Origin of the sequence: Paenibacillus sp. NPDC058174, from assembly GCF_042883865.1 — a bacterium.
GTDB lineage: Bacteria > Bacillota > Bacilli > Paenibacillales > Paenibacillaceae > Pristimantibacillus.
In genome coordinates this window covers 715,549-734,065 of record NZ_JBHVUY010000001.1, presented here as the reverse complement: position 1 = coordinate 734,065, position 18,517 = coordinate 715,549, and the positions used below count along the sequence as shown (strand labels likewise).

Genomic DNA, 18,517 nt, shown 5'->3' with positions numbered 1-18,517 from the left:
GTCCTCACAATTCCTTTGTCATATGAATGTCGTTCGGTTCCTTTCGAAAAAGCTCCTCATCCAATTCGGATGTCAATGCAGAACCGCGACTGGTATAAAATTTTACTGCTGACTCGGTTTCAGTGGCGGATATGTATAGTTGTGCAGCTCCTTTTTCTATTGCGACTTGGCTTAATTCATGGAAAATTCGGCTTCCAATTCCTTGTCTTCGATAATTGCGTGATACATACATCAGGTCTAACTGAAGCTGCCTTTGATCTTTTCCCCTGAATTTGTGTGCCAGCACTCCGAAGCCAATCAATTTGTCCCCGTCATATGCTCCATAGGCTGTACCGCCGTTACTTAATTCAAATTCATATCTCTCTATAATCTCCCGGTAATGTTCTTCCTCCCAATTCGGGCATTCATGTGGAAGCTTTACCTCCTGAATCTCACCATCAAGGCATTTATAAATTAGCTCTATTGTTTCGGACCGGTCAATATCACGAATCCTGTATGAGTCCTCTAATTTCATCTCAGTAACTGAAATCATTATTTACCCTCCCTTGGTTAAACCACACTAGCATAATAAGGTAAAAGTAACATTTTGTAAATTGACAATTACACGATTCTCCCGGCGATATTCTAAGTGCGATTCTCCGCAAGCCCATACAAAGATCGTTATAGCGTTAAAATGAACAAAAAGCGCCTGAATGGCGCTTTTCAAATTGGACAAGCAGAGTTGTACATGAAATGATCACTATGGTAGGATATCAATCAATGGATTGCAATAACATATCCACAAACACATTTTTCATCAATCCATAAATCCATTAGAATCATGGTGATAAAATGCTCAAAGTTGATCGTAATGATGATCGTCCTATGTGGCAACAGCTTCTTGATCAAGCGATCCATAATATTACAACCGGTAAATGGCAGCCAGGAGAATTGCTGCTTCCTTCTCGTGAATTAGCTTCACTAATCGGCGTTTCACGTTCGACCATACAAATTGTTTATGAAGAGTTATTTAGCCGCGGATACACGGTAACTTCTCGCCGAGGCGGGACAAGGGTTAGTGAGTCGATCTATGTGAAGCCTATTTCAGAGGCCGAGGAAATAAAAAGCCCCCTTCTCCCCAATTTGCCAGTACTGAATGCTTCGATTAAGCATTTGCACAGCTGGTTTGGCAATAAAGAGAGAATTATTCCTGAAATAGATTTCACGCCTCATGAGCCATATCTCGATGAACAATTTCAAAGAAGCTGGAGACAAGCTTTTTTGCAGGCGTCGACAAGTAATGATTTGAATATATGGGCTTATGGTGATGCTAGAGGTTTTCTTCCGCTTCGGGAACAAATTCAGCGGTATTTATCACTTGAACGTGGCATTTATGTGCATGTTGATCAAATTTTATTAACCTCTGGCGCTCAGCATAGCATCGATTTGATAGCCCAAGCTCTTTTGCAGGAAGGGGATACGGTTACTGTCGAAGATCCAGGTTTTCCTGCTGCGTGGATGGCTATGAATTATCGGAAAATGCGAGTATGTCCCGCTCCAGTCGATGAGTCTGGACTATGCACAGACCATATACATCCACAATCCAAGCTTGTGTTTGTTACACCATCCCATCAATGCGCTGTTGGTGTTATCATGTCCGAACCGCGCCGGCAGCAATTATTACATATGGCTGCTCAATCACAGTTTTGGATTGTTGAGGATGATTACGACAGCGAATTTCGTTATCGCGGAGACCCGCTTCCTACCTTGTTCAGTCAAAGGCCTCAGAACACGTTGTATATGATGAGCTTTTCCAAGATGGTGGCACCTGGCATCCGGTTATCAGCAATCATCGGTCCGAATGAAGCCATCCATCGGCTTGCTCAAGTCCAGGAATTGACTTATCGTCATCTTCCAATTATGGAACAATTTACGCTGGCGCATTTTATTGAACACGGTCACTTTATGCGTCATATGAGACGAGTACGAAATGTGTACCGGCGCAGGCACGAAGCCATGACAAAAGCGATCATCGCAACTGGACTGAGTGAACGCTTTACACTAAGCGGAGTCGAGACCGGATTGCACATGCTTCTTGAGGTTGATCAATCCTTTGACGAAGAAACAGTGACAAATTTAGCCTTTGAAGAAGGTATTCGTATCTATCCGCTCAGCAAATATAGCTTGAAAAGTGAGCGAAAAGGATGGGTTCTTGGATTTGCTAAAGTAGATGAAATCGCTATCGAGCGAGGCATTGAGCATCTGGCAAGGATACTGTTGCAATAGGTACCCTTGCCAGTTTTTTTTCCTGCAGAACATTCCTTGTAGACATTCTGAAATCAAGGCCACGAAGTTTATGGAAGGTATCGTTTTCTGAGCTCTCCTGCCTCTCGCCTAATCATCTCCGCGCATGTTTTCGTTCCAGTAGTAGGAATCCGGCAAGTACCTTTGGCCAAATACGCTTGTCCCTACACGGATGATCGTGGCCCCTTCTTCAATCGCTACTTTGAAATCACCGGACATTCCCATTGAAAGAGTGTCCATCTCAACTCGGGGATCATTTCTGTCTTTAATTTGTGCTTGCACTTTTTTCAACAATCGAAAACAATCCCGTGTTTCTTCTGATGTGGCATTTAATTTGCCTATTGTCATCAAGCCTTTAATTTTTAAGGTATCGAATTGGCATAGTTGTTCTACCAATTCCAGTGCTGTTTCCGGAGGGGCTCCAAACTTACTCTCTTCATAGGACGTATTGATTTGCACCAGAATATCCATCGACTTGTTCTCTTTAGTAAGCTGTTGATGCAAAGCCTGCCCCAACTTTAAACGATCTACAGAATGAATGAGTGTCACATATTTCACAACATCCTTCACCTTGTTTGTTTGCAAATGCCCGATAAAATGCCACTCCGCCTGTTTATGCTGCTGCATAAGCGGGAATTTGTCTCGCAGCTCTTGCGCTTTATTTTCACCAAATAACGCCTCACCCGCTTGAATTGCCTGGTGCAATTTATCTAGTGAAACGGTTTTGGTGGCTAGTAACAATTTCACGTCATCTATATGGCGGCCGGAAGCGATGCAGGCTAATTCCATCTGCTGCCTGACTGTATTGAGGTTTTGCTCTACTAGCTGATCCATGGATCCAACCCTTTCAGTGTTCTATTCTCAAACCTAGAAGACAGGCTTAGGAAAGGATAATCCCCATCATAAAAAAGTGATGGAGATTTTGCCTTTAATTGCGTTCAATAGGCCGGCTTCAATATTGATTAAGCGCCAGCTTTTTCCCGTAAGTCTCTTTCAATTGAATGTCTAGATCGATTTATTCGAATTAAACATTTTCTCTTTTTCAACCGGATTTTCTTTCGCTGTAATATGTTCAGGATCAATGCGGTACACCTGTACCGGACCACCAAATACAGAGGAACGGTATTTATCTACATGCTGTTTCGGCAATGGACGTTTGTAATACCCGGGAACATACTTATTCATCATCTCCTGCAGTACGTGTGTGGCCTCATCCAAACAATCAATACTTTCTGCTTTTCCAAAAATGATTACACTCATGTATGCTGTATCTGTTTTTGCCGGCACAGGATCCGTAATCGTCCCATACTCCTCACATACCGTGAAACAAACCTCTGGGTTAGCCATCATAACCTGATTTCTTCTTCCCCCAGCAGCACCATGAAAATAAATCTTTTCGTTAGTCCAAACGAAATTAAGCGGGACAACATAAGGCAATTGTCCATCAACCATTCCAAGATGCCCAATTCGGGCTTGCTTCAGAAAATCCTCGATTCTCGCCTTATCTATCACTTCTCTAACCTGATAGCGTACCTTTTCCATATTTTCACTCCTATATATTGATGATTAGTCTAGTTAGTATAGCAATTAATGGAGTGATCCTTAACATCCAAAAACATTGATTCCTTGCAATCCAAAACAGGATATTGTCCATCCATTACTGGCAATACTCTGTTGTCCAGATGCAACTCACGACAAGGACTTCTGTATAAAAATAAAAAGCCGCATAAGTGCGGCTTTACTGGTTTAATAAGCTATTGTTTCCTGTTAGTTAAACGAAGTTGCTCTTTCATTATAAATCTAAGCCACAATAACTTAGCAACTACTACGATAGTAATGGAGACAATAACAACGATTAATATCCAAAACATAATAGCAAGTTTAGGTGCATCCTGAAGAATACCATGATAAACGATAAAATAACTGTCTTGATATGAAAAATCCTCTTGCTTGTTAGTATTAAGCATTCCCAATACTACACGATGATTCAATGTGAAAAGTACGATTAACACGATAATCCCAAGCAAACTGCCTTGCAGTATTGCAGACTTCATAAATTCTCTCATATCAGTGGTTCCCTCCGCTATTCCGACCAGTCACGCCGCAACGTAAATAGATCACGCAGAGCGTCCGTCGACAGCTCCGTGATCCAGTCTTCAGAGCTCGTGATGACATCATCGCTCAGTTGCTGCTTACTCTCGAGCATCTCGTCGATTCGCTCTTCCAACGTGCCGAGCGAGATGAACTTGTGCACCTGCACGTTGCGCGTCTGTCCCATCCGGTAGGCGCGGTCCGTTGCCTGATTCTCTACAGCGGGGTTCCACCAGCGGTCGAAGTGGAAAACATGGTTCGCCGCCGTTAAGTTGAGCCCGACGCCACCGGCCTTGATCGATAGGATGAACACATTCGGCTGTTCTGCGGATGGCAGTTCCCGGGACTGAAACTGCTCGATCATCCGGTCGCGTGCTGTTTTAGACGAGCCGCCATGCAGATAAAGGACTGGCTCGCCAAGCTCCCGGCCGAGCAGCCGCTGCAGCATTTCCCCCATACCGATGTACTGCGTGAAAATCAGACACCGTTCACCCTCATCACGCAGCTCCTTCACAAGCTCGAGCAGCCGTTCGAGCTTGGCAGAGCGCCCGATGAGCATCGCCGATTCGGCAGCTTCCTCTCGTTCGTCTCTCGGCAACGGAACGGCCTCCTTCGTCAGCAGCACGGGGTGGTCGCAAAGCTGCTTCAGCCGCGTCAGTGCGGAGAGAATCGCTCCTTTCCGCTGAATGCCCTTCACCTTCTTGACCTCATCCATTAGCTCTTTCACGGTCCGATCGTAAAGCGCGCTCTGCTCGCCGGTGAGATGGATGTATGTCTTCATCTCGTTCTTATCCGGCAGGTCCAGCATAATGTTCGGATCCTTCTTCTTACGCCGCAGCATGAACGGCTTCACGAGGCGCTGCAGCTCCTGCGTACGCTTCTCGTCCCGTTCACGCTCGATCGCCTGCCCGAATTGCTCAGTGAAGACGCGGGCAGTGCCGAGATAACCCGGATTGGTAAAATCGTAAATCGACCACAGCTCCGCAAGCCGGTTCTCGATTGGCGTACCCGTCAGCGCGATGCGGTGCCGCGCCGGCAAGCTCTTGACCGCCTTAGCCTGCTTCGTGCCGGCGTTCTTGATATTTTGAGCCTCATCAAGGCAAACCGCCGACCAAGTATAGCCGCCGAGCAATTCCTGATCCAACGTCGACGTTGCGTACGAGGTTAGCACAAGATCAGCCTTCGCCGCTTCCTTATAGAACATATCGCCGCTCAGCCGTTTGCTGCCGTAATGGAGCAGGATTCGCAGCGAAGGCGCGAAGCGGTTCACCTCTTTCTGCCAGTTGCCAAGCACTGAGGTCGGGCAGATCAGCAGAGCGGGACGCCGTTCCCCGCTTGCGGTCGCTTCTTCGGCGACGTGAAGCAGATATGTGATGAACTGAATCGTCTTGCCCAGACCCATGTCGTCTGCCAGGACGGCACCGATTCCGAGCCTTCGCAGAAACGCGAGCCAGGAAAATCCGCCCTGCTGGTAGCTGCGAAGCTCCGCGTGCAGCGTCGGCGGCACGGGGATCGAGGGCCATTCCGTCTGCTGCGTCAACTGCGCCATGACGGTTGTCAGCTGATCGTTCAGCTCGACGACCATCTCCAGTTCGCCTTCGCTCTCGCTTTCCTCCCCAAGACCGCCTTCGCCGGCCTTCTCCGCAGCTGCCGGCATGAAAGTGGCGCGATTTCGTCGCAATTGCAGCTGCAGCACATCCTGAAAGGACAAGCCCCGCCGAGGATCGACGCCTGCCATCGCTTTGCGGATCTGTGCGAGCAGAGCGGGATCAAGCGGCACCCATTGGCCGCGAAACTGTACAAGCCGCTCACCGCGGGCGACCAGCTCACGAAACTCCGCCTCGCTTAGGTCGGTGTCGCCAATGGACACGCGCCAGTCGAATTCGATCAGCGCGTCGAGGCCGAAGAAGGACCGGCTGCCGCCCGCGCGCTCCCCTTCGCCTTCGCCGGGGCGCACCTTTGCGCGAATGCGCGGCTTCTTGCGGCTCGCCTCCTCCCACCAGGCCGGCAGCAGTACCTGCCAGCCTGCGGCCAGAAGGTGCTGACTGTCCGCAGTCAGAAACCGCCACGCGTCGTCGGCCGACAGCGGGGCGTTCAGCACGTCCTTGGAGCTGCCGGCCAGCCGGTCCGCCGGCAGACTCGCGCGCAGATGCGCGAGCCAAGCCGCGGAGCGCTCATTCACGTGCGGCGTCCAATTGGACGGCCAAGTTCCGGAGGCTTTGCCATCCGCGGCCAATCGAACCGGGGCAAGCTTCGCCGGTTCGAACTTGTCCTGCAGCAGGAGTGCGAGGCGCCAGCCGCCAGTTTCGGCGTCTTCTGGCTCGAGCAGCTGCAGGAGCGGCCGGAATGGCCGCGTATCAGCCTTCCAGCCGGTGGCAACTAGCCAGCCTCGCTCGTCGAGACCTGCAGCCGAAACAGCGCGGTCACGGACGAACAGCAGAGGGAAATCTCGGCGCAGATCGCCGGCAGCTTCCTCTGTAGCGTAATAGCGCTGGAACACTGCCGCAGAGAAGGCAGCGCCGAGACCGGTCAGGGCCGAGGAATCTTCATCCCATTCACTATCCTCATCTGGCCCGTCATACAGACCGATAGGCTCACGATTGCCACCGCCCGCAAGTGCGCGCAGCGCCCGGCGCGACTTTACATCGAACGCCTCTGTGTCCCATGTCCAAAGCAGCTTGCCAGCCTTGTAGGCCTCGAAGCTCGGTACAAATTTCCGCTCCGCGATACCGCGCTCTAGCGCCGGCGCAATCGCGGCGAGCCGCGCAGCGTCCCCTTCGAACCGCCAGCTCACATGCATCGGCAGCAGCTCAGGGTCGGCGAAGAATGGCAATACCATCTCGGCCGGCAGCACGACAAGCTCTAGCTCGTCCTGCAGCATTTCGATATCGAGCTCCGTACCGTAGAACGAAGGTTCATGCCGTGCGAACAACCGCTGCTTAACGAGCAGCCCCGGCACATAGCCGGATGCGTCTGCGCCGAAGATCAGTGCATCGCCTTGTTCAGTTAGTCTCACTTGAATCGTAAGCGTATCCGTGTACGCGTTCATGACAGCAGTCCTCCTTTACGCAGTTCTTCCAGCAGCGCTCTTTGCCGGCTGTTCCGGCTTGCGAACGCGTCGATGAACTGCTCCCACCGCTCGTCCTTTTTAAGCTGTGCGTACAGCTTGGCGAGCCGATTCAGCAGCTTCACCGCTGCCTGGTATCCTTCACGGTTCTTCTGAAGCACGTACCGTTCCACCGCCTGATGGTAGAAGGGCAGCAGCAGCTCCGGCGCTTCCTTCTCGATCGGCTTCAAAGCGGCCACACGAAATGACAGCGGATCCTCACCCATACACATTTGCAGATCGATCCACCTGTCCCAACGGCCGTATGCCGTCAGCGCATCCTCGTAGATGGTCCGCGAGAATGGCAGCATCTCCTGAAGCGTACGCCACATTACAGGCTCCGCCTCTGGCAGCTGCGTTGTGACGACACCCCAAAAGTTGCCATAGGGCGCCAGATCCTCTTCACGGAAACCAATGAGCAGCGGTGCAGACTTCACGAGCCAGTCACGCAGCTGCACCCATTGCTCTCCGCGCTCGAGGACGCCGAGCAGTAGCACGAGATGCTCCGGCTTCAGCATCAGCTTTCTTCCATCCCGTACAAGCAGCTCCAGCGCTTCTGCGTCGCGCGCTAAGTAGAGTAAAATCAGACACTGAGCGAGCGTCCACGGCAGCCGTGACAAGGATGGGCCAAGCTCCGCTTTCGCCGCCTGCAACTGGCGCAGCTCCTCCTCGTAGAGCGCCGAACTTCCAACTGAGCTTGGTCCGAGCCATCCCAGCCACAGCGAGCTATAAAGCACCGAGAAGCAGCCGAGCGTCTTATCCTCGATCAGCATACGCTCCCGGAGAAAATCCGCTGTCTCCATCAGGCGGCCCCAGTATGCGGAGCTGTCGTCCGCCAGCGCGAGCTTGTCCTCAAGCAGGCTCTGCGCCTGCCCGCGCAGTTTGTCCAATGCAAGCTGCGTATGATAACCCATGAACGTGCCCGATTGGCGCCCGTCCGTCTGAACTGGCGTTACCATCCGTTCCAGAACGAACAGCAGAGCATGAAGTGTGAATAACTGCTCCAGCGCCCAAGGCAGCTCAGGCCGCATCGCTTGCAGGTCGGTGAGTAGTTCGTTCGCCTCCTGTGCAGTACGGATGTGCAGTTGTTCCGGCCCGCAGCTCTCTTGGAACCGTTCGTGCCATTTGGCCACGGGGAGCTCGGTCAGCTCCGCCTCTGTTAATGTCGGCCCGACGGTCTGAAGGGTTGCCGATGTGACGCTGCGGTTCTCGCCGTCCTCGATGTGGCTAGACCGGGATGATGCTTCCGATTCAGCCCCTCTAGTACCCCCACGGGTATCGTCCTGTTTGCCGTCCAGAGCCGCGCTTGGCTTGCCGGCGGCAGTTACTCTCTTCAAGGTGCTATGCGCGTTGACCAGCGCTTGAATCGGTCGGCCGCACCGCTCCGCATAGCCCATCATCGTTGCGGCCATATGCGTGCAGGCCCGATTCACAGAGCAAGCGCATTCGCTCGCCGTGAGGTCGTCCAGAGCGACGGCGACATCGTGCATCCGGTTATCCTTGACGCGAGCGTCCACATGTACACCGTCGTCGCGCAGCGCCAGCTCCTCAACCCGTCCCTGTTTATAAAGTTGAAACCCCCGTATAATCGTTAGTTCGTCGAAATGCGCGGCTACGCCCTCCAGCAGCATCCGCCACGCGCTGTCATTCAGCATGTAGTCCATATCCATAATCCGTTGACTCCCGATTACATCGTTATGTATTCTATAAAACTTCACTATCTATTATATCAGCTATTCCGCCCGCGGGACCCGAACCCCCTTAAAAATCGGTCATTACATCATATAGACTTCTTGAATTTAGCTTGCAACAAGAACTTCTATACAATAAGCAAAAGCCGCAGTTTATGCGGCTTACGATCGTCCCATTTGTATCGCTAGAAACACCTACCCAATTGTCCGTACCTGTAGAGGTCCTCAGCGGAGGTCTGGCATTAAAATCCCATATTACTTGGTGTATGCATTAGTATGATCAGTAGTATATGCTGATACGGGAATCGCTATTGCTAAAGAAAGAACAGGACTAGTGCGAGTATCATAACTTTCTTCATTGTTAACTACTTCAACTTATGAATATTAACTTCATAGGTGGATTGATTGGTTGTTCCCGGTTCACGTGTTGCAATAAGAAGATGCTCCGCATCTAACCAAGATATTTCTTCAAAGAAAGCATTTTTCGGTTCCTTGATTGTTTTTATTTCACCTGTTTCAGCATTCAAAATGATAATTTCCATGCCAGGAGCTGTTGCATCGAGCAACATCATCATAGCAAAGCATAGGCCTTGAGGGGTGGAAACAATTTTTCGTACGACACCGTTTAATCCAACTGATTTTTCCTCTTTTGACTTCAGATTCTGAATGATAAGTTTATTTTCATCTGGTGAATAAACCATGTATGGGTAAGAAATCGTAACACTATTAACCCAATCTGAAAGAAGGGTTGTACTCTCACCGGAATCTGTGTTTCTTTGTACGGTCAAAGGACCACTCTGCAAATAAACATGATCTTGATCATCCCATGCTAGTACTGCACCTGGTGACCCAATAGACTTTTCTTTGCCAGAAATAAGATCTTTCACCCAAAGTTCACCGTCATTCTCGGAGGAGCGATTGGTTGAAAAGACTACTTTGGTACCCTTTGGATTAACTGAAGGTTCAGTTCCCCAGAGAACAAACTCGCCCTCCTTCTCTGTAGCTCGTTTCATTATTTTATTTTTATCATAACCTTGAACCTGATCCATGAGGAATTTTTTTATTTGAGCCTGATCATTGCTTATGTCAAGTAAATACAAAGACCCGTTGTACCCAATAATGGCTTGTTCTGTTCCAGGGACATTCGTTACAGTATATCCGCGATCCGGATTTGGTAACGCTATAGATTTTCCATTCTTCTTGGCGGTTAAGATAACGAGTTCATCATCAAGACCATCCTCTTGTAGGCGTACGTTATGAGTAGTATTTTCATTTTGAATACTCTTGCTGTCGAGTACTTTTGTTGGTCTGTTGGATAATGGATCTAACGAATCAACGATTTCTTTCTTTTCCTTTTCTCCAACAAGTTTGACAACCACATCGTCTTGCGCAATGATAAAACCATCCGATCTTTTAAATAAATCCCAAGAGTTTTGTTGTGCAAATACAAATCCTACTAGGATAGCAGAAAGAACAAGAGTTCCTACTATAATATACTTGACACTTCTCATTTCTCTTTCACCTCTTATGATTTATTAGTTCATGCTTTCTATACCTCGTTAGTTTTATCGCCCCTCCCAAAAATACTTGCATCATATAAATATTGTAAAAATAATTTTTTTTAATAAAGAAAAAACAGTGCGAATCAAAAACTGCATTAAATACTTAAATGAAGTTTGATTTTTCTTCATATTTTTGTAATTTATGGAGTGAAACTTCTTTTATGAAAGATAGAACTGTTTATATATCTCGATATTGCGATGAGAGCCACTCTATCATATTTGCTAGCTTAATCGAAATATCTATTTTTTTACAACAATATACTATTTATTGTAGTTTGTAAAAAATTTTGTTATATCTAGGTGAAGAGTCTATTCATATTAGTGCATGTACTCTAATCCATAACTACTATGTAATCTTAATACTCTCTTCCTAGTGCTTGTCGCTGCATGACACTGACCTGCCCTCATTTTTAATAAGATGAAATTTTTTTATATTATGGTCTTTAACGATTCGATGATTCTTATTGTTTGCATTACACCAAATTTATTGAGCATTTATTTCTCTAATTCTCTTAATATTCTGATATCTATTATTAGCATCAATTTCATGGCTGGATAAAATGATAATGACTCTTATAAATAGTTATTTAGGAAGCGAACTTATATACTGGTACCTTTCGAACATTGACTCCAATGAACGGTTCAATTTTCCTCCTTGTGTATCTGCAATTTCTGGCATTCCAACGATAGTTTCAAACCCATAAATTCGCCAATTATAATAGGTCAAGCCGCTACCAGTTCAAACATGGTCATCGGGGCAGCGGGAGAACACCGGGTTCTTCAGAGCCTGAAAGCCGCACGTTCTCTCGGTAACCGCCATCATATGATAGCTAAAAAAATAGGCCAACCTAAAAATTCTGGCTGACCTTAATATTACGAAAAGCCGCAGTTTATGCGGCTTCCATTGTATAAATGTTCTTATCCGTCATCGCGATACAGGCCGCCTCAGAGGTACAGTCTGATACCTATCGATTAACGTATGCGATGATCAATTTATTATCTTTTACGGGAGTCATTTCTTCCCATTTTCTACAAAATGATCTGCCGCTGCCTGTTCAATTGCCAGCCCTGCCGTGTATCTCTCCATATACAAGGCAAAGCCATTCACATCTGCGCTGTCAGGATAAACCTGTTGTCCTTCTGCATCCTTGAACACTTTTGCCGCAAGGTAATCAGCCAAGCGCTCGTTCTTCTCCTTATTAACCATATAGGATGCCAATATTGCCATTCCCCAGGCGCCGCCCTCTCCTGCTGTGGACATAACCGAAACAGGAACATTCAGTGCTGCGGCGCACATTTTTTGAGCAACTAGCGGTGTCTTGAACAATCCGCCATGCGCCAAAATATGGTCAATCGTCACCTGCTCCTTCTGTGTCAAAATGTCCATTCCGAGTCTTAGTGCAGCAAACGCGGAAAAAAGATGTACTCTCATAAAGTTCGCCAGATTGAAGCGGCTTTCTGGAGAACGGACGAACAGTGGACGGCCTTTTGAAATCCCGGTAATGTTCTCACCTGAATAGTAGCCGTAGCTCAGCAAGCCGCCGCCATCAGCATCTGCTTCCAGCGCTTTGTTGAACAGGACGCTGAATAACTCATTCCTATCAGGTTTCAATCCCATTGCTTCATAAAATTCACGGAACAATCCGAGCCATGCATTAATATCGCTGGAGCAGTTATTAGCAAGCACCATACCAACAGGACTGCCGTCTGGTGTAGTCACGATATCAATCTCGGGATATACGGATATAGCTTTATCCAATACAATCATGGCAAAAACAGACGTGCCTACCGAAATATTGCCGGTACTCTTTTTCACACTATTCGTAGCAACCATGCCTGTTCCGGCATCGCCTTCTGGAGGGCATAGCGGAATACCTGATTGGAGGCAGCCTGATGGATCTAACAGCCGGGCACCCGTTTCATGGAGATATCCAGCATGTTCACCCGCAGTATAAACTTCAGGTAAAACACTTTTAAGATTCCACGAGTAGTCTTTGCCCGCAATTAATTCGGCAAACTGCTTCACCATCTCTTCATTATATTGCAGCCGAGATTCATCAATTGGGAACATGCCAGAGGCATCCCCTAAACCAAGAGCCTTGCTGCCAGTCAGCAGCCAATGAACGTAACCCGACAAGGTTGTAACATAATCGATGTGAGCGACATGCTCTTCTTCATTTAAAATCGCTTGATACAAATGTGCGATGCTCCAGCGTTGAGGAATTTTAAAATGAAATTTCTCGGTTAGCTCCGTTGCAGCTGCAGCCGTTGTGGCATTGCGCCATGTCCGGAACGGAACCAATAGATGCCCTGCTTTATCTAGTGCAATATAGCCCTGCATCATGGCCGAACATCCAATTGAGCCGATCGTTTGCAGTGTTACGCCGTATTTATGTTCAACCTGTTGCTTTAATTGGCGATAGCATGCTTGCAGTCCGTTAATCATTTCATTGAGATCGTAGGTCCAATAACCATCAATCCATTGATTTTCCCACTCATAACTGCTGGAAGCGATTGTTTCATAATTGTAATCAATCAGTGCAGCCTTAATTCGTGTGGATCCAAATTCGATGCCAAGCGAGGTTTCTCCCCGGACTATCGCATGTTTACTATTCTGATCCATGATGGCTTGCTCCTCCTTCACACTGTACGAGTATACATATTGGTTATCATGGTGTGATGATAGCACTTATAACTTAGTTTGTCTATTAAACAAACTAAGTTTATTTATATATCGCTGCTGGACAACTTCTCGCTAAATAAACCCGGCAGCAGATCTTTAATCTGCTGCCGGGTTTATTTGAATTGCTTACACAATCTTTTTTGTAGTGCTTAACCAAGAACGCCAGAGCACGGCATTCTTTGATAACGGATCTATTCCTGATTTACTATCTTTCATAAAGGGAAGCAGCTGCCAATCTTCACATCCTACACAACCAACTTGAGTCCATCTATTGAAAAAATCAATAAAATTGCTGCCTAAAAGAAATCCATGCCCTTCACCATCGTCATGAGATAAATAAACGATCGGAGGGTCTTCAGTAATTGCTAAATCGAATGCTAGATAATCACCATTCCCTACTTCCATGAAAGCTAATTTATTGTGCCAGACAGCGTCATATGGATCATTAGGATCAGGGAACACTTCTGTCACCCAGCCCCTTCTGGCTTCTTCAATCGAGAGAATTTCATCAATGTCCCAAGAGAAGTTAGACGCAAATAACCCTTGTAATTCTTCTGGCAATGGCGTTGAAAGTGAATCCTCATCCGGTAATGACCAGGATACCTTCATCCCTCTTGAGAACTCAGTCATCACTCGTACAAATGATTGCGGAAGACGATGTCCAAGCTGCTCTTCGATTTTTTTGATTTCCAGTAGATCAGCGGGAGGCTTGATTGTATAACCTTCAAATTCTCCCCCTATTTTCTCTATTTCCGCTATAAACGAAACTAGCCGTTGTTCCCATAGATTCCAGTCGCTCATATTACTCTTTCCTTTCTATTTCGACAATTAATGATGTTAAAGGAACTACTGTTTTGAACTCTGTAGGAAAGCTTTCATTAATATACATGAATATAGATCAGTTTGCTAGAATTTGGTCATTTTAGACCGCAAAAATAAAGGATTTTGAGGACAAAAGGATAATGTATATAAGTTTGCATTTTATTGAAATACGAACCTCGAAGGAGTGAATGATTTGAAAAAGAAGCGCTTCTCCCTCATGACGGCGCTCCTGCTGCTTGTTATGACGCTGGCACCCTCATTTGCAGCAGTGCAGGAGGTCGCTGCGGCTGAAACGTGGATTTATGTCAGTACACCTGCAGAGCTGGATGACATTAGGAATCATCCTGCCGAAAATTTTAGGCTAACTCAGGATATCGATCTTTCGGGTTATGCCAATTGGAGCCCAATTGGCGTGTACAACACCTCCCCTTTCACCGGCAAATTCGACGGTCAAGGACACACGATCTCCAATTTGAAAATTGATCGCCCGGGAGAGAACAATGTTGGCTTGTTTGGACAAGCGGATGGTGCCAGCATTATGAATGTACATTTAATGAATATAAATGTACATGGATACACGTACGTCGGAGGACTTGTTGGCGATTTCACCTCATCCCAACTGTCTGGCTCATCGGTATCTGGAACAGTCACCGGACATGAAGCTGTTGGCGGTATAACCGGATACAGCAGTTTGTCGAGCATAACCGACAGCTATATGGCGGGAATCGTAGCCGGAGATGCTTCATCCGCTGATCAGCTAGGAGGCATTGCAGGATATGCCACTTTTTCTAACATAAAAGGACTTATACGCAATGTCTACTCTAGTACCGTAGTCGATGCCAGCTCGAATTCGGGCGGGCTCATTGGCCTAGCAGAAGGTCCTCCCAATATAAGTAATTCGCATTGGGATACTGAAACAAGTGGAAACTCAACATCAAGCGGCGGCGGTACAGGGCACTCCACTGCCGACATGAAGCGTGAGGTGACTTTTGCAGGATGGGATTTTACTAATGTCTGGGCGATCGTGGAGGAGGCAACTTCTCCGCTGCTCATCGGTCAATACGACGGCATTGCCTTAGATTCACTAACTGTCGTTAATGCTGCCGACAACACTGCCATTTCCCTCGACCGTGAGTTCTCCAGCAATTATGGCGTCTATAACGCACAAGTAGTGAGCCAGACCGATCACCTAAACCTTGCAGGGATCGCCAAGCTAGGCACATCTTCCGTTTCGATTAACAATAACAGCAGCTTGGAGACGGTTGCACTAAATCCAGGTGCCAACACCATCATCATTAAGGTTACCTCGGCGGCTGGATTAACTGCTGAGTATAAGCTGAACGTCATTCGAGACGCAGGCACAGCGCAATACCCGCATCGCATTTCGACTGCGGCCCAGCTTGCCGATCTCAGCCATCAGGCAATAGGATATGGCATGAATCACGTCTACGAGCTGGAAGCGGATCTTGATCTATCCGGTTATGCCGATGGCAGCGGCTGGCTGCCAATCGGCAGCAGTTCTGCCCCCTTCACGGGCATTTTTCACGGCAATCAGCATACAATTGCAAATCTGAAAGTAAACCGCCCGTTAACGGACGAGGTTGGCTTATTCGGAAAAACAGACGGTGCACAAATTGCCGATCTGGCCTTAACGAATGTGAACGTGACCGGCCGCAATTCTGTTGGCGGACTAATCGGTACGTCCGATAATACGGCCATTAACTACGCAACTGTGCATGGCGCCATTTACGGTAATGACAGAGCGGCTGGTCTGGTCGGTGAGCTGAGCGGATCATCGCAGATCAATTATGCTTTATCGACAGCTGTTGTGTCTGCCCCTGCTCCGGGAATTACGGGAGGACTCGTCGCGGATGCAGGCACTGGATCGGTCACTCACTCCTTCTGGGACACGGAGACTAGCCGGCAATCAGCGTCCAGCGGAGGCGCTACAGGAAAGACAACCATCGAGCTTATGAAAAAGTCAACCTACACGTCTGACAATTGGTCAGTCGGCAGCGGCCAAAACTGGGATCTGATTGAAGGTACTGGTTATCCGATGCCGAAAGCAAGCTTTTCTAATGTTATGTTATCCGGTTTGACACTAAGCACGCCAGGTGCATCGCATTCGCTCGGAAGCTTCGATGCGCATACAGGACGCTACAACGCAACCTTAAATACACCGGTGCCAACGGCTGTCATCGCTGCGACTCCTGCCGCCGCGGGCTCAACTGTGACGTTTAACGGCGGAGCTTCCTCAAGCCTGAATCTTCATCTGGGAAGCAATACGATCAATGTGCTTGTCACTTCACAGGACGGGCTGTCGCAAGGCTTGTATGTGTTGACGCTCACGGTACCTATACCGCAAATCCAATCGGTGCAAGTGCCGGCCAACGGAACCTACGGAATCGGTAAGACACTGAGCTTTACCGTAACATTCAATCATCCGGTCGATATTGCGGGATCGCCGCTGCTCCCGATTCACTTGAACAGCTCAGACATTAACGCAGCCTATACGGGACATTCGACAAGTGAGCCAGCTCAGATAACGTTCACCTATACGGTGCAAGCTGGCGACCTTGATTCGGATGGAATTGCCCTCGGCAGTGCGCTGACAACTGTGACGCCAGCTGCAATCACATCCATCGGCGATGCCGTGCCGTTGACGCTTGCTGCTGTACCTTCGCTGAGCGGCGTGTTCATTGACGGCGTCCTCCCTGCTATCGCCTTGACGCCATCGACTACGGCACCTGTTAACGGACCTCTGTTCGTTCAGGTCGCAGCTGATGGAACCGGCAGTGCGATCCGTTCATTGAAGTGGGCTGCCGGTTCGCAGACGACTTCCTATTTTGCAAGTGGTGGAACGGTTGTGGACGCAGGCCAATTCGAGGTGCCGGGCAATGGGACTTATACGGTTTATACCGAAGATGCTGCTGGCAACAGTCACGTTGAAACGATCACAATCAGCAACATCGTAGGCGGCCCGCCAACAATCGTGCTGGATTACACACCGAAAACTGGAAACCCAACAAATGTTGATATTACGGTTGCTGCAACAGCTAATGCGGAAGCATCCGGTAATGCAATCACCGACTTGCGGTGGGCGCCAGGTGAACTCAACATCGGCAGCTTCTCGAATCCAGCGTTTGGAACGGCTGTAGCTGCCACGAATCGAATTCCGGTTACGCAAAATGGCAAATATACCGTGTACGCGAAAGACTCCATTGGAAATGAAAAAACGGTTTCCATCGAGATTACATTGATTGTGTCGAGCTTGCCATCGAATTCTGGTACAGGTACCAATTCGCCACCAGCTTCTTCTGGTCAATTTGTTGTTTTGCCTGGCCAAGCCTATACGTTCAACTATGGCAGTCTGACCTTGCACATTCCGGCAGGTGCAGTTACTCAGAAGACAACCATTTCCGTTCAAAATGCGACCAGCGATGCGAAAAAACTGCTTGGCACCGATCAAGTATTGCTGAGCGATGCATTCCGCTTGACGAAAGATGTCGACGGGAAGTTCGCCTCCCCGATCACCTTAACTCTGACGCGCAGCAGCGAAAATGTTGACGCTGGACAGACTTCTGCTGTGTTCTACTATGATGAGGCCGCCAAGAAATGGCAGCGGCTTCCCGGTAAGTCTACAGGCACAACAATAGCCGGTGAAACCGATCACTTTACGCTATTTGCTGTCTTGCCAGTGACCGAGAATCCGGGAGATACGGAACCATCTTTCAATGATATTGCAGGCCACTGGGCTGAAAAAGAAATCCAAGCCAGCGCCGCGCTTGGCTGGGTGAACGGCTATCCGAACGGTACGTTCTTGCCGAACCGAGCCGTCACACGTGCAGAATTCGCTGTCATGCTGAGCAAGGTGCTTCACCTCCCAGCAGCACAATCCTTACCGTTCAAGGATGCGAACAGCATCCCGAATTGGGCTGCCGCTGCGATCGCTTCGGCTGCGCAGGCAGGTATCTTGAACGGCTACGAGGACCGTACCTTCCGTCCAAGCGTGAACATTACGCGCGAGGAAGCAGCAGTCATGATTGCGAAAGCAGCCGGTCTGACCTCAGCGAACGCCAGTACCTCCTTCGCGGATGATGCGCAAATCGCCGGCTGGGCTCGAGACTGGGTCGCCGCAGCGGCTGAAGCAAAGCTCGTGCAAGGCCAAGCAGGCAATGCGTTCCGCCCGCAGGCTTCGACGACCAGAGCCGAGGCAGTTGTACTGCTTCAGCGGCTGAATGCAGCGATGAACTAATTGAAAAAAAGATGAGCCCCGGAG

11 protein-coding genes are annotated in these 18,517 nt (G+C 48.5%); 2 read left to right on the top strand and 9 right to left on the bottom strand.

Annotation, left to right across the window (positions count from 1 at the left end; all coding sequences use genetic code 11):
• Window positions 1-4 precede the first annotated feature (4 nt).
• The gene (locus ACFVVF_RS03295) at window positions 5-532 is read right to left on the bottom strand and encodes a GNAT family N-acetyltransferase (RefSeq protein WP_387805357.1); all 528 of its coding nucleotides are present in this window, start codon (window positions 530-532) and stop codon (window positions 5-7) included.
• A gap of 299 nt (window positions 533-831) precedes the next feature.
• Between ACFVVF_RS03295 and pdxR the strand changes: the two genes are divergently transcribed.
• Entirely contained in the window at window positions 832-2,265 is a 1,434-nt protein-coding gene (gene pdxR / locus ACFVVF_RS03290; RefSeq protein WP_387805356.1) for a MocR-like pyridoxine biosynthesis transcription factor PdxR, read from the top strand.
• Window positions 2,266-2,373: 108 nt separating this feature from the next.
• Here the strand turns inward: pdxR and ACFVVF_RS03285 are convergent, their stop codons facing one another.
• The 8 genes from ACFVVF_RS03285 to ACFVVF_RS03250 form a co-directional block, all read right to left on the bottom strand.
• Window positions 2,374-3,117, bottom strand: coding sequence for a YggS family pyridoxal phosphate-dependent enzyme (locus ACFVVF_RS03285; RefSeq protein ID WP_387805354.1), 744 nt, complete (start codon window positions 3,115-3,117; stop codon window positions 2,374-2,376).
• Window positions 3,118-3,288: 171 nt separating this feature from the next.
• Complete coding sequence (locus ACFVVF_RS03280) at window positions 3,289-3,825, bottom strand: pyridoxamine 5'-phosphate oxidase family protein (RefSeq protein ID WP_387805352.1); 537 nt, start codon at window positions 3,823-3,825, stop codon at window positions 3,289-3,291.
• 212 nt (window positions 3,826-4,037) lie between these two features.
• Window positions 4,038-4,349 carry a hypothetical protein gene (locus tag ACFVVF_RS03275; protein WP_387805350.1) on the bottom strand — a complete coding sequence of 104 codons (312 nt, stop codon included), beginning with the start codon at window positions 4,347-4,349 and terminating at the stop codon, window positions 4,038-4,040.
• Between the two features lie 17 nt (window positions 4,350-4,366).
• Window positions 4,367-7,423, bottom strand: a complete 3,057-nt coding sequence (locus ACFVVF_RS03270) for a DEAD/DEAH box helicase (protein ID WP_387805349.1) — start codon at window positions 7,421-7,423, stop codon at window positions 4,367-4,369.
• A complete protein-coding gene (locus ACFVVF_RS03265) occupies window positions 7,420-9,198 on the bottom strand; it encodes an SWIM zinc finger family protein (RefSeq protein WP_387805347.1) in 1,779 nt (592 codons plus the stop codon). The genes ACFVVF_RS03270 and ACFVVF_RS03265 overlap by 4 nt, the downstream gene beginning before the upstream one ends.
• A 338-nt stretch (window positions 9,199-9,536) precedes the next feature.
• Window positions 9,537-10,682 carry a TolB-like translocation protein gene (locus ACFVVF_RS03260; RefSeq protein WP_387805345.1) on the bottom strand — a complete coding sequence of 382 codons (1,146 nt, stop codon included), beginning with the start codon at window positions 10,680-10,682 and terminating at the stop codon, window positions 9,537-9,539.
• Between the two features lie 1,063 nt (window positions 10,683-11,745).
• On the bottom strand, window positions 11,746-13,356 hold the full coding sequence (locus ACFVVF_RS03255) for a xylulokinase (protein WP_387808793.1): 1,611 nt from the start codon (window positions 13,354-13,356) through the stop codon (window positions 11,746-11,748).
• Between the two features lie 186 nt (window positions 13,357-13,542).
• Window positions 13,543-14,217 (bottom strand): SMI1/KNR4 family protein, encoded by a 675-nt coding sequence (locus tag ACFVVF_RS03250; protein WP_387805344.1) that lies wholly within the window; start codon window positions 14,215-14,217, stop codon window positions 13,543-13,545.
• Between the two features lie 214 nt (window positions 14,218-14,431).
• Between ACFVVF_RS03250 and ACFVVF_RS03245 the strand changes: the two genes are divergently transcribed.
• The gene (locus tag ACFVVF_RS03245; RefSeq protein WP_387805342.1) at window positions 14,432-18,493 is read left to right on the top strand and encodes an S-layer homology domain-containing protein; all 4,062 of its coding nucleotides are present in this window, start codon (window positions 14,432-14,434) and stop codon (window positions 18,491-18,493) included.
• Window positions 18,494-18,517 lie beyond the last annotated feature (24 nt).

What these genes read in the sequence shown, in the direction of transcription:
- ACFVVF_RS03255 (WP_387808793.1), bottom strand. Translation starts at nt 13,356, where the DNA reads ATGGATCAGAATAGTAAACATGCGATAGTCCGGGGAGAAACCTCGCTT.
- ACFVVF_RS03280 (WP_387805352.1), bottom strand. Translation starts at nt 3,825, where the DNA reads ATGGAAAAGGTACGCTATCAGGTTAGAGAAGTGATAGATAAGGCGAGA.
- ACFVVF_RS03295 (WP_387805357.1), bottom strand. Translation starts at nt 532, where the DNA reads ATGATTTCAGTTACTGAGATGAAATTAGAGGACTCATACAGGATTCGT.
- ACFVVF_RS03260 (WP_387805345.1), bottom strand. Translation starts at nt 10,682, where the DNA reads ATGAGAAGTGTCAAGTATATTATAGTAGGAACTCTTGTTCTTTCTGCT.
- ACFVVF_RS03275 (WP_387805350.1), bottom strand. Translation starts at nt 4,349, where the DNA reads ATGAGAGAATTTATGAAGTCTGCAATACTGCAAGGCAGTTTGCTTGGG.
- ACFVVF_RS03285 (WP_387805354.1), bottom strand. Translation starts at nt 3,117, where the DNA reads ATGGATCAGCTAGTAGAGCAAAACCTCAATACAGTCAGGCAGCAGATG.
- ACFVVF_RS03270 (WP_387805349.1), bottom strand. Translation starts at nt 7,423, where the DNA reads ATGAACGCGTACACGGATACGCTTACGATTCAAGTGAGACTAACTGAA.
- pdxR (WP_387805356.1), top strand. Translation starts at nt 832, where the DNA reads ATGCTCAAAGTTGATCGTAATGATGATCGTCCTATGTGGCAACAGCTT.
- ACFVVF_RS03250 (WP_387805344.1), bottom strand. Translation starts at nt 14,217, where the DNA reads ATGAGCGACTGGAATCTATGGGAACAACGGCTAGTTTCGTTTATAGCG.